This window comes from Amycolatopsis silviterrae (genome assembly GCF_042684085.1).
Classification (GTDB): Bacteria; Actinomycetota; Actinomycetes; order Mycobacteriales; family Pseudonocardiaceae; genus Amycolatopsis; species Amycolatopsis silviterrae.
Genome location: NZ_JBHUKS010000006.1, coordinates 530,067 through 556,172, shown reverse-complemented (window position 1 = coordinate 556,172; position 26,106 = coordinate 530,067). Strand labels below are relative to the sequence as shown.

Sequence of the window (26,106 nt, the reverse complement as noted above, 5' to 3'; positions counted from 1 at the left end):
GGACGTCCCACGCCGATCCGGATCGGCGTCGTACAACGACTCCACATCCCAGCCGCGATCCTCGGGAAAGCCCGAAATCGCATCCGTGCCGCTCTCGACCAGCCGCCACAAGTCGTCCGGCGAACGCACGCCGCCGGGATAACGGCACCCCATGCCGACGATCACGACCGGATCGTCCCCGGCCGGAGCCCGGACCGGGCCGGCCGTCTCGGCCGCCGCGCCGAAGAGCTGGTCCAGCAGGTGCCCGGCCAGCGCGGAAGCCGTCGGATAGTCGAAGACCAGAGTGGCCGGCAGCCGCAGCCCCGTGGCCGTGTCGAGGTTGTTGCGCAGTTCGACCGAAGTCAGCGAATCGAACCCGAGGTCGGTGAAGGCGCGGGCCGGATCGACGTCGGCGGCCCCGGCGTGCCCGAGCACCGTCGCCACCTGTGTGCGGACGAGGCCGAGCAGGGCCGCTGCGCGTTCCTCGTCCGTGAGCCCGGCCAGGCTGCGCGCGAGTCCCGAGTCGGCACCCGCCGCGGCCGCCCTGCGGTTGGTGCCGCGGATCAGCTCGCGCAGGAGCGCGGGGACGGCGCCCTGAGCGCGCAACGCGGCGAAGTCGAGCCGGGCTGGCACCACGACGGCTTCGGCACCGTTCAGCGCGGCGTCGAAGAGTTCCATGCCCTGCTCGACGGTGAGCAGCGGCATCCCGGACCGGGCGATGCGGTCCAGGCCGGCGTCGTCGAGGGTGCCGGTCATCCCGCCGGTGCTGGCCCAGGGGCCCCAGGCCAGGGACAGCGCGGGCAGGCCGAGCGCCCGCCGGTGCCGGACGAGCGCGTCCAGGAACGCGTTGCCCGCGGCGTAGCCGCCTTGGCCGGCCGAGCCGAACGTCCCGGCCGCGGAGGAGTACACGACGAAGCAGGCGAGTCCGCTGTCGCGGGTGAGTTCGTGCAGGTTCCACGCGGCGTCGGCCTTGGCCTTCAAGACCAGGTCGAGGCGTTCGGGGGTAAGGGAGCCGACCAAGCCGTCGTCGAGGACGCCGGCGGTGTGCACCACCGCCGACACCGGGTACCGCGCCAGCAGGTCGGCAAGCGCTGCCCGATCGGCGACATCGCAGGCTTCGATCCGGGCGTCCGCGCCCAGCGCGGCGAGGTCGGCGGCCAGTTGCTCCGCGCCGTCGGCGGCGTCGCCCCGGCGGCTGACGAGCAGGAGGTTCCGGACTCCGTGCGCGCCGGCCAGATGCCGCGCCAGCGCACCGCCGAGACCGCCGGTGCCGCCGGTGATCAGGACCGTGCCGTCCTGGTCCCAGGCGTGCCCGGCCGCGGCCGCCGGGGCCCGGCCGAGGCGCGCGGCGAAGACCTCGCCGCCGCGGATCGCCAGATCCGGTTCGGCGGAGGACAGCGCGCGCGGCAAGGCGGCAGGCGAAGCCGCGTCGTCGTCGAGGTCGATCAGGCCGAACCGGCCGGGGTGTTCGGTCTGCGCCGAACGGACGAGCCCCGCCGCGGCCGCTCCGGCCAGGTCGGCGCCGGTGGTGGCGCCCCTGGTCACGAAGACCAGGCGAGAGGTCTCGGTCAGCCACTGCTGGAGGCGCCCGAGCACAGCGGCGGTCACGGAACGGACCGCCGCGGCCGGGTCGGCTCCGGTGCCGTCTATCGGGCACACCACGATCGGCACGGTGTCCCCGGCGCTCGCCTCGCCGGCCGGGACCCCGGCGGAGCGCAGCACGTCTTCGACGCCCAGCGCATCCGCGCCGAGGACCGCGACCGGACCGGCAACCGTGGTCAGCCCTGGCACGGGAGCCCAGCCAACCCGGAACAGAGCGTCGGCGGCGATGCCGGAGACCGGCTGATCCGCCGGCAACGCGCGGACGACCAGCGCCTCCACGGTCGCTACCGGTCCGCCCGCGGAATCGGCGACCGCGATCGACACCGCGTCGGCGCCGGTGCGCACGAGCCGCACCCGCACCGAAGACGCGCCGGTGGCGTGCAGGGAAACGCCCGTCCAGGAGAACGGGACCGCGCCGCCGTCGACCGCGAGTCCGGTTTGGGCGATCGCATGCAGCGCCGCGTCGAGCAGCGCCGGGTGCAGGCCGAATCCGGCGGCGTCGGCGTCCTCGGGCAGGCGCACCTCGGCAAAGGTTTCTTCGCCGCGGCGCCAGACCGCCCGCAGTCCCCGGAAGACCGGGCCGTAGTCGAAGCCGTCCTCGGCGAACTGGTCGTAGCAAGCGGAAACGTCAACGGCGACAGCGTCTTCCGGCGGCCAGACGGTCGTGTCGAACCCGGTGTCCGGCAGCGCTGTCCCGGCCAGCAGCCCGGCCGCGTTCCGGATCCAGGCTCCCGCTCCCGATCGCGAATGGACCGCCACCCGGCGGAATCCGTCGTCGCCGGGAGCGCCGACCGCGACCTGCACCTGCAGCGAGCCGTGCTCGGGCAGGAACATGGGCGCGGCCAGAGTCAGTTCTTCGACCCGGCCGCAGCCGACCTCGTCGCCTGCCCGGACCGCCAGCTCCAGCAGCGCGGTCCCGGGGACGAGCACCCGGCCGAGCACGACGTGGTCCGCGAGCCACGGATGCGTGCCCAGGGAAAGGCTGCCGGTGAACAGCAATCCGTCGTCCTCGGCGAGTTCGACCGAGCCGGCGAGCAGCGGATGGCCCGGCGAAGCGAGGCCGAACGCGGCCGCGTCGCCCGCCGCCGGCGGCGAGTCCGGCCAGAACCAGGTGTGCTGGAAGGCATAGGTGGGCAACTCGACCCGGCGCGCGCCCGGGAACCACGGGCTCCAGTCGACGGCGACCCCGTGCACGTGCAGGCGGGCCAGCGCGCCGACGGCGGCCAGTTCCTCCGGACGGTTCTTGCGCAGCAACGGAACCACGACCGCGTCGTCCGGCGCCGACAGCCGCACCATTCCCGACAGCACGCCGTCGGGACCCAGCTCGGCGAACTTCGTCACGCCCTCGCCGGTCAGCGCGCCCACGGCGTCGGAGAACCGCACCGGCTCACGCACCTGCCGGACCCAATACTCGGGCGACTCCCATTCGCCCGAGACCACCCGGCCGGTCACCGTCGACACCACCGGGACCCGCGCCGGGCCGAACGACAGCCCCGACACCACCGCCCGGAACTCCGCCAGCATCGGCTCCATCAACGGCGAATGGAACGCATGACTCACCTTCAGCCGCGTCGCCTTCCGCCCGGCGAGCTGTGCCAGCAGCGCGGTCACCTCAGTCTCGGTCCCGGAAACCACCACGGACTCCGGGCCGTTGACCGCCGCGATCGAGACCTCGCCGCTGAGCAACGGCGTGACCTCTTCCTCGGCAGCCCGCACCGCCGCCATCGCCCCGCCCGCGGGCAACTCCGCCATCAACCGCGCACGGGCCGACACCAGCGCACCCGCGTCCGCCAGCGACAGCACCCCCGCCGCATGCGCCGCCGCCACCTCCCCGATCGAATGACCGGCCACGAAATCCGGACGCACTCCCCACGACTCGACCAACCGGAACAACGCCACTTCCACCGCGAACAACGCGGGCTGGGCATACCGGGTGTCATCGAGGGAACGGGCGTCCTCGCCCCACATGACCTCCCGCACCGGACCGTCCAGCAGCGCCACAACCCCGTCGAACGCCTCCGCGAACACCGGGAACCGCGCATACAACTCCCGCCCCATCCCCAGCCGCTGCGCACCCTGACCGGAAAACACGAACGCCGTCTTCCCGCCGATCACCGAACCCTCGATCGCCCCGGCCCCGGCCAGCAGCTCCCGGGCCTCGCCGGGATTCCCGGCCAGCACCACCGCACGGTGGCCGAACGCCGATCGCGCGGTGGCCAAGGAGAAACCGACGTCCTCCGCCGCCAGATCCGGACGAGCCGCCAGGTGCGCGGCCAGCCGCTCGGCCTGCGCGGCGAGCGCCTCCGGCGTCTGGCCGGAGAGCAGGTACGGAACCAGTCCGGCGCGCGCCGGACGCTCGGCGTCGTGGACCGCCGCCGGTGTTCCTTGTTCGAGGACGAGGTGCGCGTTCGTTCCGCTGATCCCGAACGACGACACCGCCGCCCGCCGCGCACGACCGGTCTCCGGCCACCCGGTGCGCTCGGCGAGCAGCTCGACAGCCCCGGCTTCCCAGTCCACATGCGACGACGGCGTCCCCGCATGCAACGACTCCGGGGCCACTCCGTGCCGCATCGCCATGACCATCTTGATCACCCCGGCGACACCCGCAGCCGCTTGGGTGTGACCGATGTTCGACTTCACCGACCCGAGCAGCAGCGGGACATCCCGGTCTTGGCCGTAGGTCGCCAGCAACGCCTGCGCCTCGATCGGATCGCCCAACGTCGTACCGGTGCCGTGCGCCTCCACCACGTCAACGTCCGAAGCGGACAGACCAGCGTTCGCCAACGCCTGACGGATCACCCGCTGCTGCGACGGACCATTCGGCGCCGTCAACCCATTCGACGCACCATCCTGATTCACCGCTGACCCACGCAAAACCGCCAACACCTCATGCCCATTCCGCACAGCATCAGACAGTCGCTCCAGCACCACCACCCCAACACCCTCGCCCCAGCCAACACCGTCCGCAGCATCCGAAAACGCCTTGCACTTCCCGTCCACCGCCATCCCGCGCTGCCGCGAAAACTCCACAAAAGTGTTCGGGGTAGCCATCACCGTCACACCACCCGCCAACGCCAGCGAACACTCCCCACTCCGCAACGCCTGCGCCGCCCAATGCATCGCCACCAACGACGACGAACACGCCGTATCCACCGTCACCGCCGGGCCCTCCAGCCCGAGAACATAGGAAACCCGGCCCGACGCAATGCTCGGCGCGCTGCCGTTGCCGCGGAACCCTTCGAACTCGGTGCCGGGCAGCAGCGTGCTGTAGTCGCTGTACATGACCCCGGCGAACACCCCGGTCTGACTGCCCCGCAACGACACCGGATCGACCCCGGCACGCTCAAGCGCCTCCCACGACACCTCCAGCAACAACCGCTGCTGCGCATCAGTCGCCAACGCCTCCCGCGGGCTCATCCCGAAAAACCCCGCGTCAAACGCGCCCGCATCATGCAAAAACCCGCCCGACCGCGTATAGGACGTGCCGCCGTCGCCGAGATCGGGACGACAGAGCCCGGCGAGATCCCAGCCGCGGTTTTCCGGGAACGTCGAAATCGCGTCGACGCCGCTCTCGACCAGCCGCCACAAGTCGTCCGGCGAACGCACGCCGCCGGGATAACGGCACCCCATGCCGACGATCACGACCGGATCGTCCCCGGCCGGAGCGGCCGGCGGGACCTCCGCGCCGTTCGTGCCGCCGTCCGGCCCGAACAGCTCTTCGAGCAGGTAGTCGGCCAGCGCGCCCGGCGTCGGGTAGTCGAACACGAGCGTCGCGGGCAGCCGCACGCCGACCGCGCCGCCGAGCCGGTTGCGCAGGTCGACGGCGGTGAGCGAATCGAACCCGAGGTCGGTGAACGAGCGGGCGGCGTCGACCGACCCGGCCCCGGCGTGCCCGAGCACCAGCGCGACCCGGCTGAGCACCAGGTCGAGCACGACCTCGCGCCGGTCCGCGAGGGCCAGCCCGGCCAGCTGCCGGGCGAGGTCGTCCCCGCCGCCGGACCCGCCCGCCTGCGCGCGCCGCCGCCGGGCCGGGACGAGCCCGCGCAGCAACGCGGGGACCCGTTCCTGCGCGCCGAGCACCGGCAGGTCCAGCCGCGCAGGCAGCACCACGGCGCCGGGGCTGGCGATCGCGGAGGAGAACAGGCTGGCGCCCTGGTCCGGGGTCAGCGGCGGGATGCCGGAGCCGATCATGCGCTCGACTGCCGAGCCGGCCAGGGTGCCGGTCATGCCCGTCTCTTGCGTCCACGGCCCCCACTGCAGGGAAAGCCCCGGCAGGCCGAGGGACTGGCGGTGCTGTGCGAGGGCGTCGAGGAAGGCGTTGCCCGCCGCGTAGTTGGCCTGGCCGGCACCGCCGAAGGGGCTTGCCAGCGAGGAGAACACCACGAACGCCGAGAGCTCGCCGGCGAGTTCGTGCAGGTTCCAGGCCGCGTTCACCTTGGGCCGCAACACTTTTTCGACTTGCCGCGGCGTCAGCGAGGCGACGGTTCCGTCGTCGAGCACCCCCGCGGTGTGCACCACCGCCGACACCGGGTGCCGGGCCAGCAGGTCGGCGAGCGATGCCCGATCGGCGACATCGCAGGCGGCGACGACGACTTCGGCGCCTTGTCCGGCGAGTTCGTCGCGGAGCTGGGCCGCGCCGTCGGCGCTCAGCCCGCGGCGGCTGGCCAGGACGAGCTTGCGGACGCCGTTCGAGGCCAGCCGCCGGGCGACGACGCTGCCGAGCCCGCCGGTGCCGCCGGTGACCAGCACCGCCGCGCCGTCCTCCCACCCAGCGTGCTCCGGCGGGGCCGGGAGCCGCTCCAGCCGAGCCGCGAGCACCTCGGCGCCGCGGACGCGCAGATTCGGTTCGGCCGCCGCCGCGGCCCGCGGCAGCTGGGCGGCGGACGTCGGGTCGTCGTCGAGGTCGATCAGGCCGAACCGGCCCGGATGTTCGGTCTGGGCGGTCCGGACCAGCCCCCAGACCGCGGCGGCGGCGAGGTTTTCGCCGGTGGTCGCGCCACGCGCGACGAACACCAGCCGGGAGCCGGCCAGCCGCTCTTCGGTCAGCCAGCGCTGCACTCGCGCCAGTTCGGCAGCGACCGTCGCGTGCACAGCTTCGACCGGAGCCGACGCCGTCGCGGCCACCGTCGCCAGCACCACCTCCGGCGCTGCGCCGCGCAGGAGGGCGGTCAAGTCCTCGTACGGCACGACGAGCTCGCCGAGCCCCAGTTCGTCGGCCCCGAGCAGCGCCAGCGGTCCGGCCGCCGCCTCGGCGGCCGGCACCGGGACCCAGCCGGTGCGGAAGAGGCAGTCGCGGCGCGGGGCGGTCGGCCGCTCCGCCGGAATGCTCCGGAAGACCAGGGAATCGACCGAGGCGATCGGCGCGCCGGCGACGTCCGCGACGGCCAGCGAGACCGCGCCGTCGCCGGTCGGACGCACTCGGACCCGGGCCGCGGCCGCGCCGGCGGCGTGCAGCGAGACGCCTTCCCACGAGAACGGCATGCCGCTGCGGCCGTCGTCGCCGCGCTCGGCGAGCGCGATGGCCTGAAGCGCCGCGTCCAGCAGCGCCGGATGCAAGCCGAACGCCTCGGCGTCCCCGGTGTCGCCAGGCAGCTCCACCTCGGCGAAGATGTCGTCGCCGAGCTGCCAGACCGCGCGCACCCCGCGGAACGCCGGACCGTACTCGAAACCGCCCTCCGCGAACCATTCGTAGGCCCCGCCGAGATCGACCGGCACCGCGCCCTCGGGCGGCCAAGCCCCGGTGCCGAATCGCTCGCCCGCGGGGGTTTCCCCGGACAGCACGCCGGTGGCGTGGCGCTCCCAGGGTTCGCCGGGCGCGTCCGAAGGCCGCGAGTGGACCGCGAAGGTCCGGCGGCCGGACTCCTCGGCGGCGCCGACGCGCAGCTGCAGCTGGACCCCTCCCTGGTCCGGCAGGACGAGCGGAGCGGCGAGGGTCAGGTCTTCGAGCCGGTCGCAGCCGACCTCGTCGCCGGCCCGGATCGCCAGTTCCACGAAGGCCGTGCCGGGCAGCAGCACCCGGCCGCGCACCGCGTGATCGGCCAGCCACGGATGCGAAGCCAGCGACAGCCTGCTGGTCAGCACGACGCCGTCGGCTTCGGCCAGCACGACGGCCGCGCCGAGCAACGGGTGCCCGGCCGCGTCGAGACCGGCGGAAGCGACGTCGCCGGACCGGCCGGTCGCGGGGCCCGGCCAGAACCGCTCGTGCTGGAACGCGTAGGTCGGCAGGTCCACCCGGCTCCCGCCGGCGACGAACCCGGTCCAGTCCACCGTCGCGCCCCCGACGTGCAGCCGCGCCAGTGCGGCGGCCGCGGTCTGGTCCTCCGGCCGGTCCTTGCGCAGGACCGGAACCACCGTCGCGTCGTCCGGCGCCGATTCTCGCGCCATCGCCGACAGCACGCCGTCGGGGCCCAGTTCCAGGAACGTCCGGACGCCTTCGGCGGCCAGCGTCTCGACTCCGTCGGCGAACCGGACGGTTTCCCGGACATGGCGCACCCAGTAGTCCGGCGAGGCCAGCTCGCCGGCCGCCGCGGCCCGCCCGGTCAGGTTCGACACCACCGGGATTTCCGGGCGGTGGAAGGACAACTGCGCGAGCACCGCGCGGAACCCGGCCAGCATCGGGTCCATCAGCGGGGAGTGGAAGGCGTGCGACACCCGCAGCCGGGAGGTCTTGCGGCCCAGGTCCGCGAAATGCCCGGCGACCGCGGCGACCGCCGCTTCCGCGCCGGAGACGACCACCGAGCCGGGACCGTTGACCGCGGCGATCGCCACGTCCTCGGCGAGCAGCGGCACGATTTCGCTTTCGGCCGCCTGGATCGCGACCATCGCGCCGGAGGCAGGCAGCGCTTGCATGAGCCGCGCCCGTGCGGCGACCAGTTTGGCCGCGTCCGCCAGCGAGAAGACGCCGGCCACGTGCGCGGCCGCGACCTCGCCGATCGAGTGGCCCGCGACGAAGTCCGGGGCGATCCCCCAGGAGGCGACCAGCCGGAAGAGCGCGACCTCGACCGCGAACAACGCCGGCTGGGCCCAGCCGGTTTCGTCGAGGATCCCGGCGTCGCCGCCCCAGGCGATCTCCTTGAGCGGGCGGTCCAGCAGCGGGTCGAGTTCCGCGGCCACGGCGTCGAAAGCCTTGGCGTACAAGGGGAACCGCGCGTAGAGCTCGCGCCCCATGCCGAGCCGCTGCGACCCCTGGCCGGAGAACAGGAACGCGGTCGCGCCGCCGGTCGCCACGCCTTCGACGAGCGCGACGTCCGGCTCGCCGCCGGCCAGCGCCGCCAAGCCGCGCAGTGCGCCGTCGCGGTCGCCGGCCAGAATCACGGCCCGGCACGAGAACCGCGAACGGCCCGACGCCAGCGAAGCGGCGATGTCGGCGGAGGACAGTTCAGGACGCGTCCGGACGTGCGAAAGCAGCCGCGAGGCCTGTCCGCGCAGCGCTCGCGGGTCTTTCGCGGACAGGATCCACGGTGCCCGCGCCTCGCCGGCCGGACCGGCCGAGGTCTCGGCCGGTCCGGGTTCGGGAGCCTGTTCGAGGACGACGTGCGCGTTGGTTCCGCTGATGCCGAACGCCGACACCGCGGCGCGGCGCGGCCGGCCGGTGCCGGGCCACGCCCGCTGCTCGGTCGCCAGCTCCACCGCGCCCGAACTCCAGTCGACGCTGGTCGTCGGCGTCTCGGCGTGCAGCGTCCGGGGCACCGCCGCTTCCCGCAGCGAGAGCACCATCTTGATCACCCCGGCGACGCCGGCCGCGGCCTGGGCGTGCCCGAGGTTCGACTTCACCGACCCGAGCAGCAGCGGGATTTCCCGGCCCTGGCCGTAGGTCGCCAGCAACGCCTGCGCCTCGATCGGGTCGCCGAGGCTCGTGCCGGTGCCGTGTGCCTCCACGACGTCGACCTGGTCGGGAGTCAGGCGCGCGTTCGCCAGCGCCGCGCGGATGACGCGTTGCTGGGAAGGGCCGTGCGGCGCGGTCAGCCCGCTGCTCGCGCCGTCCTGGTTGACCGCGGAGCCGCGGACGACGGCGAGCACCCGGTGTCCCTGGCGCTGGGCTTCGGAGAGCCGCTCCAGGAGCAGGACGCCCGCCCCTTCGCCCCACGCCATCCCGTCGGCGCCCTCGGCGAACGCCTTGCACCGCCCGTCGCGCGCCATCCCCCGCTGGCGCGCGAACTCGACGAACGCGCCCGGGGTCGCCATCACGGTCGCGCCGCCGGCCAGCGCCATCGAGCATTCGCCGTTGCGCAGCGCCTGCACCGCCCAGTGCAGCGCCACCAGCGAGGACGAACAAGCGGTGTTCACCGTGACCGCCGGGCCTTCGAGCCCGAGGAAGTAGGAGATCCGTCCGGAAAGGACACTGGCCGCGGTGCCGGTCAGCAGGTGCCCCTCGGCCGTTTCCGGCAGCCCGGGCATCTCGCCGTAGGTGGATTCGACGGCGCCGACGAACGTGCCGACCTCGGTGCCGCGCAACGACTGGGGATCGATGCCCGCGTGCTCGATCGCCTCCCAGGCCACCTCCAGCAGCACCCGCTGCTGCGGGTCCATCGCCAGCGCCTCGCGCGGCGAGATCCCGAAGAACCCGGCGTCGAACTCCGCCGCGTCGTGGAGGAAGCCGCCCTCCACCACGTAGGTCTTGCCGGGCTTGTCCGGGTCGGGGTCGTAGACCGCGGCCGCGTCCCACCCGCGCCCGCCGGGGAACCCGGTGATCGCGTCAGTGCCGTCGCACAGCAGCTGCCACAGTTCCCCGGGCGAGTTCGCGCCCCCGGGATAGCGGCAGCCCATGCCGACGATCGCGACCGGCTCGGCGGCCTTCGCCTCGGCCGCGCCCAGCCGCTGCCGGGCGTGGCGCAGGTCGGCGGTCACCAGCTTGAGGTAGTCGCGCAGTTTGTCTTCGGTGCTCGTCATGCGGGTGCTGCCTCCGGGTGCGAGACGTCAGGGTCGGACCGGCCGGGCTGGTCAGCCGCGCCCGAGTTCTTGGTCGATGAGCGCGAACATCTCGGCGTCGCTCGCTTCGGCGAGTTCCTCGGCGTCTTCCGCGCCGTCCGCCTCCAGCCGCCACTGCATCGCGGACAGCCGCCTGGCCAGCAGCGCCCGGGTGGCGGCGTCCGGTTCGGCCGCCGCCACCGCGGCTTCGAGCCGTTCCAGTTCGCCCAGCAGCGGGACCGGGCCGTCGCCCGCGCCGAGTTCCGCCCGCAGGTGCCGGACCAGTGCGATCGGGGTCGGGTGGTCGAAGATCAGCGTGACCGGCAGCCGGACCCCGGCCTCGGCGGCCAGCCGGTTGCGCAGTTCGACCGCGGTCAGCGAGGTCATCCCGAGTTCGAGGAACCCGCGGCCGGGCTCGACCGCCTCCGGCGAACCGTGCCCGAGCACCGCGGCGACGTGCCGGTTCACCAGGTCGAGCACCAGCTTCTCCTGGTCTGCCGCGCTCCAGCCGGCCAGCCGCGCGGCCAGTCCGGGTCCGTCCGGGCGGCCGGCGCCGCCGCTCTCGTTCCGGCGCGCGACGGCCCGCACGAGCCCGCGAAGCAGCGGCGGCACCGCCGAGCGGTCCATCGACCGCAGGGCCAGCGGTGCGGTCACGACCAGCGCATCGTCCACAGTGGACGCCAGATCGAACAGCCCGAGGCCCTGCTCGGCCGTCATCGCGCGGACGCCTTCGCGGCCGAACCGGGCGAGGTCGGTCGCGTCGAGTGCGCCGGTGAGCTCGCTGCGCTGCTCCCAGAAGCCCCAGGCCAGCGACGCGGCCGGCAGTCCGCCGGCCCGGCGGTGCTGGGCCAGCGCGTCGAGGAAGGTGTTCGCCGCGGCGTAGTTGGCCTGCCCGGCCGCACCGGAAACGCCGGAGTACGAGGAATACAGGACGAACGCGGAAAGGTTCCGGTCGCGGGTGAGTTCGTGGAGATTGAGCGCCGCGTCCGCCTTCGGCGCCAGCACCCGGTCGACGCGGTCGCCGGTCAGCGCGTCGAACACCCCGTCGTCGACCGCGCCGGCCAGGTGCAGCACCGCGCTCAGCGGGTGCTCGGCGGGAATCCCGGCCAGCACTCCGGCCAGCTCGTCGCGGTTCGCCGCGTCGCAGGAGACGATGTCGACCGCCGCGCCGAGTTCGGTGAGCTCTTCGCGGAGTCCGGCGGCACCGTCGGCGTCCGGGCCTCGTCGGCTGGTGATCAGCAGGCGGCGCACTCCGAGCCGCCCGGCGAGGTGGCGGCAGAGCAGCGCGCCCAAGGTTCCGGTGCCGCCGGTGACGAGCACGGTCCCGGACCCGGTCGGGTCGAGCCGCCATTCCGCGATCCCTTCCGCCGTCTCCGCCCGCGCGAGCCGGGGGACGGCGGCGGTGCCGTACCGGAGAGCGACCTGCGGTTCGTCGGCAGCGACCGCGCCGGCGACCGCGGCGGCGAACGCCTTCGCCGAGCTGTCTTCTTCGTCGATGTCAGCCAGGACGATCCGGCCGGGGTTCTCCGACTGGGCCGAGCGCACCAGACCCCAGACGCCCGCGGCGGCGAGCCCGTCGACGGCTTCCTCCGGCGCGGCGGCGATCGCACCGCGCGTCAGCACGACGAGCCGGGAGCCGCCGAACCGGCTGTCCCGCAAGAAGGCCTGCACCGCGGTCAGCACGTCGCGGACCGCGGCGTGGGCAGCCGCGGCCACTCCGTCCGCCGTCTCCGGATCGACCGGCAGCACGACCAGGTCCGGCACCGGCTCCCCCGCCGCGCCGAGTTCGTCGAGGCTCGCCGCCGTGACCACCGGGACGCCGGCCCGTTCCACCGCGGCCGCCGCCGGCCCGGCGCCGAGCACCGCCCAGCGCCCGGCGACCGGTTCGGGCGCGCCGCCGGGGACCGGGGCCCACCGGACCTGGAACAGCGCGTCGCGGTGGGCGGGTCCGGCGGGCACGAGCAGGTCGGGAGAGATCGCGCCGGGCCGGACCGAGGCCGCGGTGAGCACCGGGACGCCTGCCGGGTCCTCGGCCGTCACGGACACCCCGCCCCGGCCGTCCGGCGAAAGCCGCAGCCGCGCCGCGGTCGCGCCGGTGGCGTGCACCTGGACCCCGTGCCAGCGCGAAGGAAGGGCGAGTCCGCCGCTCCCCGCCAGAGCGGCGGCCAGCGCGGTCTGCCAGAGCGCCGGGTGGACGGCGAATCCGTCCGCGGCCGGGCGGAGGTCTTCGGGCAGCTCGGTCTCCACGAACAGCTCGTCGCCGCGCCGCCACACCGCCACGACGGTCCGGAACCCGGGCCCGGGCTGGTGCCCGGCCGTTTCGGCCGCCGCGAGGAACTGCTCGACCTCGACCTGTTCGGCGTCTTCCGGCAGCCAGCCCGGCGACCCCGGCGCACCGGCCGTCGAGGCCGACATCGTCGCCGTGGCATGGCAGGTCCACGGCCCGCCGCCGGAACCCCGGGAGTAGACCGCGACCGCCTGGCGACCGGCGGCCGCCTCGGCGTCCGCACCCGGCCCGGCGACGACCTGCACCTGGACCGAGCCGCTTTCGCCGAGGACCAGCGGCCGGTGCACGGTCAGCTCGTCGAGCGCCGCGCAGCCGATCTCGTCGCCGGCCCGCATCGCCCATTCGACGAACGCGGTGTCCGGCACGACCGCCGAACCGAGCACGACGTGGTCGCCCAGCCACGGCTGCGAGTTCAGCCCGATCCGGCCGGTGAGCACCACGCCCTCGCCCCCGGCCCGGTCCAGCGCCGCGCCCAGCATCGGATGGTCCGCCGGCTCCAGGCCCAGGTCCGCCGGGTCCGCGGCGCCCGTGCGCGGTTCGAGCCAGTACCGCTGCCGCTGGAAGGCGTAGGTCGGCAGGTCGGCCCGGCGTCCGCCGGCCACCAGCTCGTGCCACTCCACCGGCACGCCGTGCACGTGCGCCTCGGCCAGCGCGGCGAGCAGGCGGGCGCGTCCGCCGTCGGCACGCCGCAGCGAACCGAGCACCACCGCGTCGGCCGCGCCGGCGACGTCGATCGTCTCCTGCAGACCGGCGGCCAGCACCGGATGGGGCGAAGCTTCCAGGAACACCTCGTGCCCGCCGCCGAGCAGCGCGCGGACCGCCGGCTCCAGCTGCACGGTGCCGCGGAGGTTCCGGTACCAGTAGCCGGCGTCGAGTTCGGCGGTGTCGATCCAATCGCCGGTGACGGTGGAGAAGAACGGCACGTCGCAGCTGCGCGGCCGGATCGGCGCGAGGGCCGAAGCCAGTTCGCCGCGCAGGGCGTCGACGTGCGCCGAGTGGGAGGCGTAGTCCACGTCGATCCATTTGGCCCGGACGCCCTCGGCCCGGTACTGCTCGACCAGTTCTTCCAGCGCGAACGCGTCCCCGGACACGACCACCGCGGACGGGCCGTTGACCGCGGCCACCGACACCTTGCCGGGCCAGCGCTCCAGCCGGGCCAGCGCGTCCTCGCGGGTCGCCCGCACCGACACCATCGCCCCGTGCCCGGACAGCGTCCGGGCGATGGCCTGGCTGCGCAGGGCGACGACCCGCGCACCGTCCGAAAGGGACAGTCCGCCCGCGACACAGGCGGCGGCGATCTCGCCCTGCGAATGGCCGACGACCGCGGCGGGCTCGACACCATGGGCACGCCAGACCGCGGCCAGCGAAACCATCATCGCCCAGAGCGCGGGCTGCGCGACGTCGACCCGGCCGAGAGCGGCCGCGTCCTCCCCGCCCCGCAACAGCGCGGTCAGCGACCAGTCGACGAAGGGGCGCAACGCGTCCTCGCACTCCGCGATCCGGGCGGCGAACGCCGGCGACGCGGCGAGGAGTTCGCCGCCCATCCCCGGCCATTGGGAACCCTGGCCGGGGAAAACCAGGACCGCGCCGCGGTCACGGGCCGCAGCCGAACCGACGACGAGGCCCGGCGCGGGATCGCCGTCGGCGAGCGCGCGCACGCCGGCGAGCAGAGCTTCGCGGCCCGCGCCGACGACGACCGCCCGGCGATCCAGCGCCGCACGAGTGCGGGCCAGGGAGAACGCCGTGTCGGCAGGCGCCTGGTCCGGTGCGTCGGCGAGATGTGCGAGCAGGGCACGCGCCTGCGCCCGCAATCCTTGTTCGGTGCGGCCGGACAGCAGCCAAGGCAGCACGTCTTCGGCTGCCGCTTCGGGCGCGGCTCCGGGCGCCGGAGCCTGCTCAAGGATCACGTGCGCGTTGGTGCCGCTGATGCCGAAGGCGGACACGCCTGCCCGGCGAGGACGGCCGGTCTCCGGCCACGGAATGCGCTCGGTGAGCAGCGAAACCCCGCCGCCGGACCAGGTGACGTGCGTGCTCGGCGCGTCGACGTGCAGCGTCGGCGGGAGCACCCCGTGCCGCATCGCCATGATCATCTTGATCACCCCGGCCATCCCGGCCGCGGCCTGGGTGTGCGCGAGGTTCGACTTGACCGACCCGAGCCACAGCGGCCGGCCGGGGGCGCGGCCGGGGCCGTACACCGCCAGCAGCGCCTGTGCCTCGATCGGGTCGCCGAGGGTCGTCCCGGTGCCGTGCCCCTCCACCGCGTCGATCTCCGCCGGGGACAGCTCGGCGGCCTCGAGCGCGGCGCGGATCACGCGCTGCTGCGAAAGGCCGTTCGGCGCGGTGAGGCCGTTGCTGGCGCCGTCGGAATTGACCGCGCCGCCGCGCAGCACAGCCAGCACCTCGTGCCCGTGGCGCCGCGCGTCGGAAAGCCGCTCCACCACCAGTACTCCGGCGCCCTCCGCCCAGCCGGTGCCGTCGGCCGCGTCCGCGAACGACTTGCACCGTCCGTCCGGCGCGAGCCCGCCCTGCCGGGTGAACTCGACGAACACCGCCGGGGTCGCCATCACCGTCACCCCGGCCGCCAGCGCCAGCGAGCACTCTCCGTTGCGCAGCGCCTGCGCCGCCAGCTGCAAGGAAACCAGCGAGGACGAACATCCGGTGTCGACAGTCATCGACGGGCCCTCGAAGCCGAACGAATAGGAGATCCGCCCGGAGAGCACACTCGCGTACCGGCCGGTGGCGCCGTGCGCGTCGGTCTCCGGACCCGCCTTCGCCACCAGGTCGCCGTAGTCCTCGCCCTTCGTGCCGACGAACACGCCGGTCCGGCTGCCGCGCAACGGCCGCGGGTCGATGCCCGCCCGTTCGAGCGCTTCCCACGCTGTCTCCAGCAGCACCCGCTGCTGCGGGTCCATCCCCGCGGCCTCGCGCGGGGAGATCCCGAAGAACCCGGCGTCGAAGTCCGCGACGCGGTCGAGGAACCCGCCCTCGCTCGCGACGCTGCCGTGCCGGTCGCGGCCGGCCAGCGCGTCGAGGTCCCAGCCGCGGTCGGCGGGGAAGCCGGAGACCGCGTCCCGGCCGTGCGCGACCAGGTCCCACAGCGCCTCCGGCGAGGTCGCCCCGCCCGGGAAACGGCACCCGATGCCGACAATGGCCACCGGCTCCGCCGCGGCGGCCACCAGCTGTTCGTTCTGCCGGCGCAGCCGCTCGACCTCTTTGAGCGACTTCCGCAGAGCCTCGACATAGCGCTCGTCCGTCATCAGTTCACTCCGTCGTCAGTTCGTCGTGCTCTCGTCGGCAAGCCGAAGCAGGCTTTCGGCGTCCAGGTCGTCGATCGAGCCGGGGCCGCCGGGGGCGACGTCCCCGGCCGCTTCACCCGACAGGCTCAGCAGCATGCCCAGCAGCCCGGACTGCCGGAGGCGGCCGACCGGGATCGCGGCCAGCGCCTGCCGCACCGCGGCTTCGTCGTCGACCGGTTCGCGGCCGGCGTGCTCGTCCGGGAACAGCTCGGCGAGCAGGCGGCCGCTCAGCGCGCGCGGCGTCGGGTAGTCGAAGACCAGCGCTCCGGGCAGCGCCAGCCCGGTCACGGCGGCGAGCCGGTTGCGCAGGGCCACCGCCACCACCGAGGTGAGCCCGAGGTCGCGGAACGCGTCGTCGGCGGGAACGGTCGCGGCCGAGGAATGCCCGAGCGCCGCCGCCGCTTCCGCGCGGACCACCTCCAGCAGCGCGCGGCCGCGTTCGGCGCCGGGCAGGCCGAGCAGCCGGCGGCGGACCGGCGGCTCCTCGCCGTCGCCTGCGCCGATCCCGGCGGCACCGGCCTCGGGCAGCTCGGACAGCAGCGGGCTCGGCCGCAGTGCGGTGAACCGCGGGGCGAACCGCGCCCAGTCGATGTCCGCGACCGTCAGCGCGGTCTCGCCGTCGTCGATCGCCCGGGCGAGCGCGGCGACCGCGAGGTCCGGGTCCATGGGCGCGACGCCGGCGCGCAGGAAGCGGTCCCGCGTCTCGGCATCGGCCGTCATGCCGGTCCCGGCCCAGGAACCCCACGACACCGAGGTCACGGGAAGCCCTTCGCTCGCCCGCAGTTCGGCGAGCCCGTCGAGGTAGGCGTTCGCCGCCGCGTAACCCGGCTGCCCGCCGCCGCCCCAGATCGCGGCTCCCGACGAGAACAGCACGAAGGTTTCGAGACCGGCGGTGAGTTCGTGGAGATTCCGCGCGCCTGCCGTCTTCGCCCGGAACACCGTGTCGAGACCGGTCAAGGTCAGCTCCTCGACCGGAACATCGTCGAGCACGCCCGCGGCGTGGAACACCTCGGTCAGCGGGAACTCGGCCGGGATCCCGGCCAGCAGTCCGGCGACCGCGGCGCGATCGCCGACGTCGCAGGCCGCCACCGTCACCCGGGCTCCCGCGTTCTCCAGGTCGGTGCGCAGTTCGACGGCGCCCGGCGCGTCCAGTCCGCGACGAGCCGCCAGCACGATGTGCCGCGCGCCGTCCGCCGCGGCCCATCGGGCCACGCACGCGCCCAGACCGCCGGTGCCGCCGGTGATCAGCACCGTCCCGCGCGAACGGCGGGACGTGCCGGGGCCGCCTGCCGGGGCCGGAACGCGGACCAAACGCCGTCCGAACGCTCCCGAGGGGCGCAGCGCCACCTGGTCTTCGCCGCCCGCGCCGGAAAACACCCCGGCGAGCTGGGCCGCTGTGCGGTCGTCGAACGTTTCGGGCAGATCGATCAGGCCGCCCCAGCGCGACGGGTGTTCGAGGGCGGCGACCCGGCCGAAGCCCCACAACGCGGCCTGCGCCGGGCGCACCTCGCCCGGTCCGGCGGCGACCGCTCCGCGCGTCACGCACCACAGCGGGGCCTCGACGCCCAGATCGCCGAGCGCCTGTACCAAGCCGACCGTGCGGGCGAGGCCGCGGGGCACGGCGGCCGCGGCGGAATGCGGTTGCTCGGCCAGGCCGAGCAGGGAGACGATCCCCGCCGGGACCTGCCCGTCGAGCGCGGATTTCACCTGTCCGGCAACGATTTCGCGGTCGTCGGCGCTGATCTCCTGACGCACGACGACCGCGCCGGCCCCCGCGAGCGCGGCCGCCAGCTCGTCGCCGAGCGGCGTTTCCGCGGACTCCGCGAGCAACCAGGTTCCGCTCAGCCGCGCGTCGGCAACGGTCACCGGAGTCCACCGGATGCGGTAGCGCCAGCGCTCGGCCGCCGAGTTCCGCTGCCGCCGTTCGTGCCACGCCGACATCGCCGGAAGCACCGTTTCCAGTGCGGCGCGTTCGTTGCCGAGCGACAGCTGCTCCGCCAGCGCCCGCACGTCGCCGCTCTGGACCAGGTTCCAGAACTCCGGGTCCTGCGCGCCCCCCGCGGGCGCGGGCGTCTCCTGCTCCGCCCAGTACCGGCTGCGCTCGAAGGCGTACGTCGGCAGCGCCACGGTCCGTGGCTGTCCCTCGGCGAACACAGTCGTCCAATCCACCGGCACGCCGTGCACGTGCGCCTCGGCGAGCGAAGTCAGGAACCGCCGGGCGCCGCCTTCGTCACGGCGCAGCGAGCCGAGCACCACGCCCGCGTCTTCGCCCGCGGACTCGACGGTCTCCTGGATCCCGCCGAGCAGAACCGGGTGCGGGCTCATTTCGATGAACACCCGGCGTCCGCCCGCGGTCAGCGTGCGAGTCGCCCGTTCCAGCTGCACCGGCTGCCGGAGATTCGTGTACCAGTACTCCGCGCCGAGCCCGGAGGTGTCGATCCGCGCGCCGGAAACCGTGGAGCAGAACGGCACGCTCGACCGCATCGGGCGGATCGGCGCGAGCGCCCGCACCAGGTCCTCGCGGACGGCCTCGACCTGAGGACCGTGCGAGGCGTAGTCCACCGCGATCCGCCGCGCGCGCACGCCCCGGCGCTCGCATTCGGCGAGCACCCCCTCGAGCGCGGCGGGCGCCCCGGACACCGACACCGCGGACGGTCCGTTCACCGCGGCGAGCGACACGTCCTCGCCCCACGGCGCGAGCAGTTCGGCGGCCCGCTCGGCGGACTCGGCGATCGAAACCATCCCGCCGGAGCCGGACAGCTTCAGCAACGCTTGGCTGCGCAGCGCCACCACGCGGGCGGCATCGTCGAGCGAGAGCGCCCCGGCCACGTGCGCGGCGGCGATCTCCCCTTGCGAGTGGCCCATCACCGCGGCGGGTTCGACGCCGTGGGACCGCCATACCCGCGCGAGCCCGACCATGACGGTGAACAGCGCGGGCTGGACGACGTCGACCCGGTCCAGGATCGCGGTGTCGCCGACGCCGTCGACGACCTCCGCCACCGGCCAGTCCACATAGGACGAAAACGCTTCGGCGCAGGCTGCCACGCTGTCCCGGAACACCGGGGAACAGGACCGCAGTTCCCGGCCCATCCCCCACCATTGCGAACCCTGGCCGGGGAAGACGAACACCGGGCCCGTCTCGCCGCCGCCGGCGCCGAGGACGACGGACGCGGACGGCCCGCCGGCCGACAGCGCGGCCAAGCCGTCGAGGAACTCCTGCCGGGTTTCGCCCACCACCGCGGCCCGCCGGGGCAGCGGGGAACGGGTCGTGGCCAGCGACCAGCCGACGTCGGCAGGCGCCAGGCCCGGCCGCTGGTCCGTCCAGGACCGCAGCCGGGCCGCTTGCGCCCGCAGGGCAGGCTCGGACGCCGCCGAAAGCACCCAGGGCACGACGCCGGCCGGACCGGGCCGCGGTCCCGGGCCGGCAGCGGCCGGAGCCTGTTCGAGGATCACGTGCGCATTGGTGCCGCTGATGCCGAACGAGGACACCGCCGCGCGCCGCGGCCGGTCCAGCTCAGGCCACGTCGTGTTTTCCGTCAGCAGTTCCACCGCGCCCGCGGTCCAGTCGACGTGCGGACTCGGCACGTCCGCATGCAGCGTCTTCGGCATCACCCCCTCGCGCAGCGAAAGCACCGTCTTGATCACGCCGCCGACCCCGGCCGCCGCCTGCGCGTGACCGAGGTTCGATTTCAGCGAGCCGAGCTTCGCCGGACGCGTCCGGCCCTGGCCATAGGTGGCCAGCAGCGCCTGGGCCTCGATCGGGTCGCCGAGCGTCGTCCCGGTGCCGTGCGCCTCGATCAGGTCCACGTCCGAAGCGGACAGTCCGGCGTCGGCGAGCGCGGCCCGGATCACCCGTTGCTGCGAGGACCCGTTCGGCGCGGTGAGCCCGTTCGACGTCCCGTCGGAGTTCACCGCGCTGCCGCGGAGCGCGGCGAGGACCGGGTGACCGCGGCGGCGGGCGTCGGAAAGCCGCTCCAGCACGAGCATCCCGGCGCCCTCGGCCCAGCCGGTTCCGTCGGCGTCCGCGGAGAACGACTTGCACCGGCCGTCCGCCGCGAGGCCTCCCTGGTTGCTGAACTCGACGAACATCGACGGCTCCGCCAGCACGGCCACTCCGCCGGCCAGCGCGAGCGAGCACTCCCCCGACCGCAGCGCCCGCGCGGCCGTGTGCAGGGAAACCAGCGAAGACGAACACGCGGTGTCGACGGTCAGGGAGGGGCCTTCGAGCCCGAAGGTGTAGGAGATCCGGCCGGACAGCACGCTGCCGGTGTTTCCGGTCAGCACAAAGCCTTCGGAGCGGCTGGCCTCGGGCAGCAGCGACGCGTAGCCGCTGCTCATCGCGCCCACGAACACGCCGGTGGCCGACCCGGCGAGGGAGCCGGGAACGATGCCCGCGGCCTCGAACGCCTCCCACGCCAGTTCGAGCAGGATCCGCTGCTGCGGGTCGGCGGCCAGCGCTTCGCGCGGGCTCATCCGGAAGAACCGGGCGTCGAATCCGGCCACGTCGGCGAGGAAACCGCCCTCGCGGGTGATCGAGGTGCCGGGCCGCAGGCCGTCCGGGTCGTAGAGGCCGGCCAGGTCCCAGCCGCGGTCGGCCGGGAAGCCGCCGATCGCGTCGCGCCCGCCGGAAACGAGGTCCCACAGCTCGTCCGGCGACCGCACCCCGCCCGGGTAGCGGCAGCTCATCCCGACGATCACGATCGGGTCCGGTTCGGCCGCCGGGCCGCGCGGGGCCGCCGGAGCGGGCGGGGCGGACCCGGCGGGTTCGCGGTCCGGCGCCAGTCCGGCGAGCAGATGCGCGGCCAGCGCCCGCGGGGTCGGATGGCTGAAGACCGCGGTCGGGGCCAGCCGGAACCCGGTCGCCGCCGAGAGCTTGTTCCGCAGCTCCACCGAATTCAGCGAATCGAAGCCCATTTCCTTGAACGCCCGGCCCGGTTCGACCCGCTCCGCGTCCTCGTGTCCCAGCACGGCGGCCGCCTCGCGCCGGATCAGCTCGACGAGCAGGCCTTCCCGGTCCGGTTCGGGCAGGTCGGGGAGACGGTCGGCCAGCGCGGCCTCGTCTGCCGGGTGCGCCGCCGCCGGACGGCGGAGCCGGGTCCGGACGAGGTCGCGGAACAGGTGCGGCGCCTGGTCGCCGTACTGGGACAGGTCCACCGCCGCCGAGACGAGCACCGGCGCGGCCGAGCCGAGTGCGCGGTCGAACGACGACCACTCCTGATCGTCGGGAAGGCGGCCGGCCCCGGCGGTCCACGCCAGAGCTGTCGCTGGCAGGCCGAGCGCGTCGCGGTGCTGAGCGAGCGCTTCCAGTCCGGCGGCCGCGGCGGCGCGGGCCGCCGACCCGGCGCTGCCGAGCAGGCCGGCGGCCGAAGACACCAGGACGAACGCGGCGAGAGCCCGGTCGGCGGTGAGTTCGTGGAGGTGCCAGGCGACGGCGAGCTCGGCGGCGAGACCGTCCTCGTCGAAGGCACCCGGCTCGCCGTCGTCAGCCATGTCGGCCACGTGGATCACCGCGGTCAGCGGGTACGCCTCGGGAAGGCCGGTCAGCAAGTCCGCCACCGCGCCGCGGTCGGCCAGGTCGCAGGCGACCGCCGAAACCCGCGCGCCCGACTCGCCGAGTTCGGCAAGCAGTTCTCGCGCTCCTTCCGCCGCCGGGCCGTCGCTGCCCGCCAGCACTAGCTGCCGTACTCCGCGCTCGGTCACGAGATGACGCGCCAGCGAACTGCCGAGCGGGCCGGTTCCGCCGGTGATCAGGACCGTGCCCCGCGGCTCCCAGGCGCGCCGGCCGTCGCCGGAGCGGTCCGGGGGAACGGCCCGCGGCCCGGTCCCGGCGTCCGCTGGGAACCGCCCGAGCCGCGCGACCCGCACCGCGCCGCGCCGAATGACCGCTTGGGGCTCGCCCGCGGCCAGCAGCCCGGCCAGCACCGCGGCGGAGACGCCGACCGCGGTCTCCCCGTCGAGGTCGACGAGGACGAGCCGGCCCGGGTGCTCCGCCTGCGCCGAGCGGATCAGGCCCCACACCGGCGCGGCGGCCGGATCGGTGACCGGTTCTCCGCCGGCCCGCACGGCGCCGCGCGTGACGACCGCCAGGCGAGTGCCGTCGAACCGGGCGTCCGCCAGCCAAGCCCGCACCGTCGCCAGGGTCTCCGCGAGGGCCGCGCCGCGGCCGCTCGTCCCGTCGACCGGCAGCACGAAGACCGTCGCGCCGTCGGCGACCGGCTGTGCGTAGCTCTCCACCGAATTCGCCGCCTCGCGCAGACCGTTCGCCAGGTCGTAGGGGTCGGCGCCGAGCACGGCGAAACAGTCCTGCGCTTCCGCGTCGACCGGCAACGGCGTCCAGTCCAGCCGCCAGAGGCGGTCCGCCGTCTCTGGCGAGCCGGGCAACGACGGCGGGCGCAGCACGACCGACTCCGCCGAGAACACCGGGTTGCCCGCCGGATCGGCGGCCAGGATCCGCACCGTGCCCGCACCGGTGCCGCGCAGATGCACCCGCAGTGCCGTCGCACCGGCGGCGTGCAGCACCACGTCGGTCCAGGACGACGGCACGCCCGGCTGCCCGGACCCGGCCAATGCCGAAGTCCGCAGGGCCGCGTCCAGCAGCGCGGGGTGCAGCCCGAAGGTCTCCGGCTCGCCCGGCTCCGGCAGGCGCACCTCGGCGAACACGTCGTCGCCCCGGCGCCACGCCGCGGTCAGTCCCCGGAAAACCGTGCCGTACTCGAAACCTGACTGCCCGAAGCTGTCGTAGCAGCCGGACAACTCGACTGCCGACGCGCCGTCCGGCGGCCAGGCGCCGACGAATCCGAACGGCGGCCCGCCCGAGGCGAGCACCCCGGCGGCATGCCGGGTCCAGGGCGCCGTCGCCGCGTTTCGCGCGTGAACGGCGACTGCCCGAGTGCCGTTGTCCGCCAGTCCGCCCACGGTGACCTGCACCGACACCGCGTCCGGCGGATCGAGGACGAGCGGAGCGTCCAGGACGAACTCCGCCAGCCGGTCGCAGCCGACCTCGTCCCCCGCGCGCACGGCCAGTTCCACGAGTGCGGCGCCCGGGACGACGGCCCGGCCGAGGATCCGGCAGTCGTCGAGCCAGGCGTGCGTGCGCCGGGAAAAACTGCCGGTGAAGACGGTCTCCCCGGTCGTGGCCAGTTCGACAGCGGTGTCCAGCACCGGATGGTCCACAGTGGACTTGACCCGCCGGTCGCCGCGATCGGTCCAGAACCGGCTGCGCTGGAAGGGATACGCGGGCAGATCGACGCGGCGGGCGCCGCGGCCGGCGAAGAACAGTGCCCAGTCCGGTCCGGCGGCGCGCACGTGCAGTGCGGACATCGTGGCGGCGATCGCGGCGGTCTCGTCCTCGTCGTCGCGCAGGACCGGAGCCGCGAAGGCATCCTCATCGGGCAGCAGGTCCGCGACCAGTCCGGACAGCACCGGGCCGGCCGCGAGTTCGAGGACGGTGGTGACGCCTTCGGCGGCCAGGGTCGCGACTGCGTCCGCGAAGCGCACCGGTTCCTGGGCTTGGCGCACCCAGTAGCCGGGCGAGCCGAGATCCGCCGTCGAACTCAGCGCACCGGTCGCCGCGGACACGACCGGCAGTTCCGGCTCGCGGTAGGTCAGCACGTCGGCGACCCAGCGGAGTTCGTCCAGCGCGGCTTCCGGATCGTCGGGGTCCGGCGCCAGGCAGCCGCGGCGGGCGGCGAAGGCGGCGGCGTCCGCCAGCGACCAGATCCCGGCGACATGCGCCGCGGCGACCTCCCCGGTCGTGTGGCCGGCCACGACGTCCGGCCACACGCCCCACGACTCCAGGAGGCGGAACAGCGCGACCTGGAAGACGAACAGGGCCGGCTCCGCGTACGCCGGCCGGTCCAGCAGCGCGGCTTCGGCCGCTCCGGGCTCGGCGAACACCACGGGCTTCAGCGGCCGGTCGAGGTGCGGATCGGCCGCGGCGCACGCTTCGTCGAAAGCCTTGGCGAACACGGGGAATCGCGCGTGCAGTGCACGGCCCGCGCCCAGCCGGTGTGCGCCTTCGCCGGGGAAGACGAACGCAAGCCGCCCGTGCCGCGCGGTTCCCTCGCGGACGGTCTCGTGCGGTTCGCCCGCGGCCAGCGCATCGAGGCCGGCCAAACCGCCGTCCTCGACCACGGCCCGATACCGCAGCGCCGCCCGGGTGGTGGCCGCGGAGAACGCGATGTCCAGCGGCCGGGCGCCGGACCGCACCACCTCCCGGAGCGAGGATGCCTGCGCGCGCAGAGCGGCGCGGCTGCGAGCCGAGAGCACCAGCGGCGCCGGACCGGCCGCGACCGCGGCGGCGGGCTCCGGAGCGGCCGGGGCTTGTTCGAGGACCACGTGGACGTTGGCGCCGCTGAAGCCGAACGAGGAGACCGCGCATCGCCGCGGCCGTCCGCGGTCCGGCCACTCCTGCTGCCTGGTAAGCAGTTTCAGCGTGCCCGCCGCCCAGTCCACTCGCGGAGTGGGCGGATCCGCGTGCAGCGTCCGGGGCAGCACCCCCGCCCCCATCGCCGAGATCATCTTGATCACGCCGAGCACCCCGGCCGCGGCCTGGGCGTGGCCGATGTTCGATTTGAGCGACCCCAGCAGCAGCGGCTGCCCGGTGTCGCGCCCGGTGCCGTAGACGGCGTGCAGCGCGGCGCCTTCGATCGGGTCGCCGAGCGGGGTGCCGGTGCCGTGCGCCTCCACCGCGTCCACTTCGGACGGACGGAGACCGGCGTCGGCCAGCGCCTGCCGGATGACCCGCTGCTGCGCGAGCCCGCTCGGAGCGGTGAGCCCGGCGCTGGCGCCGTCGGAGTTCGTCGCCGAACCGCGGAACACGGCCAGGATCCGGTGCCCTCGCCGCTCTGCCGTCGACTGGCGTTCCATCAGCACCAGCCCGGCGCCTTCTCCCCACGCGGTGCCGTTCGCACCCGCGCCGAACGCCTTGGCGCGCCCGTCTTCGGCCAAGCCGCGCACCCGGCTGTAGCCCAGGAACGAGCCGGGGGCGGCCATCACCGCCGCGCCGCCGGCGATCGCCTGGTCGCATTCGCCGTGGCGCAGCGCCCGTGCGGCGACGTGCAGAGCCGCCAGCGACGAGGACGAGGAGGTGTCGATCGTCAGCGCGGGGCCGTGCAGCCCGAACTCGTAGGAGATCCGCCCGGAGGCGACGCTGCCCGCGGTGCCGGTGATCAAATGGCCCTCCGCGCCGTCGCGCGCGTCCTGCAGGCCGGGCCCGTACTCGTGGTTCTCGGCGCCGATGAACACCCCGGCGGAACTGCCGGCGACCGACAGCGGGTCGATCCCGGACCGCTCGTACAGTTCCCACGCCAGTTCCATCAGCAGCCGCTGCTGAGGGTCCATCGCGCGGGCCTCCCGCGGCGAAATCCCGAAGAAGTCCGCGTCGAATTCGGCGGCGCCGCGCAGGAAACCGCCGTGCCGGGCGTACGTCCGCCCAGCCCGGCCGGGATCGGGGTGGTAGATGGTGTCGAGGTCCCAGCCGCGGTCGGCGGGGAAGCTCCCGATGGCGTCCGTGCCGTCGAGAACCAGCTGCCACAGCTCCGCCGGGGAGGACACTCCGCCGGGGGCGCGGCAGGCGGTGCCGACGATCACCACCGGGTCGGCGGCTCCGGCCGGGCCGCCGGCCGCCACCGGTGCCTCCGGTGCCTCGCCCAGCACGTGCTCAGCCAGCCGCCGCGCGAGGCCGCGCGCGGTCGAATGGTCGTAAATATCGCTGAGGGGAAAGGGAAAATCGAGTTCGTCCTGCAACAGGCGGTGCAGCTCGACCGCGGCCAGCGAGTCGAGCCCGAGATCGGCGAAGCGGCGGAGCGGGTCTTCGGCCTCGGCACGCTCGACGCCCAGCGCCGTCGCGACGAACCGCTGGACCATCGCGAGAAGCTTCCGCACGACCGCTCCGCGCGAGCCCGGCGATGGCGCCGTGCCCGGCGCTTCGAAGGCGCGGCCGGTTCCCGCGCCGGACACGTCGCCGACCGGGGACACGTTGCTGGTTTCTTTGCTCATCTCGCCGCGCCACCACCCTTTGGGCCCTGGTTTCAC

3 protein-coding genes are annotated in these 26,106 nt (G+C 74.6%); all 3 read right to left on the bottom strand.

Going from position 1 to position 26,106, the window contains the following annotated elements:
* Positions 1 to 10,470: SDR family NAD(P)-dependent oxidoreductase (locus ACFSVL_RS11195; RefSeq protein ID WP_449224370.1), on the bottom strand; the 10,470-nt coding region annotated here is incomplete at its 3' end.
* A gap of 51 nt (positions 10,471 to 10,521) precedes the next feature.
* Complete coding sequence (locus ACFSVL_RS11190) at positions 10,522 to 16,035, bottom strand: type I polyketide synthase (RefSeq protein ID WP_378303169.1); 5,514 nt, start codon at positions 16,033 to 16,035, stop codon at positions 10,522 to 10,524.
* A 12-nt stretch (positions 16,036 to 16,047) separates the two neighbouring features.
* Positions 16,048 to 26,070, bottom strand: coding sequence for a type I polyketide synthase (locus ACFSVL_RS11185; RefSeq protein WP_378303156.1), 10,023 nt, complete (start codon positions 26,068 to 26,070; stop codon positions 16,048 to 16,050).
* Positions 26,071 to 26,106 lie beyond the last annotated feature (36 nt).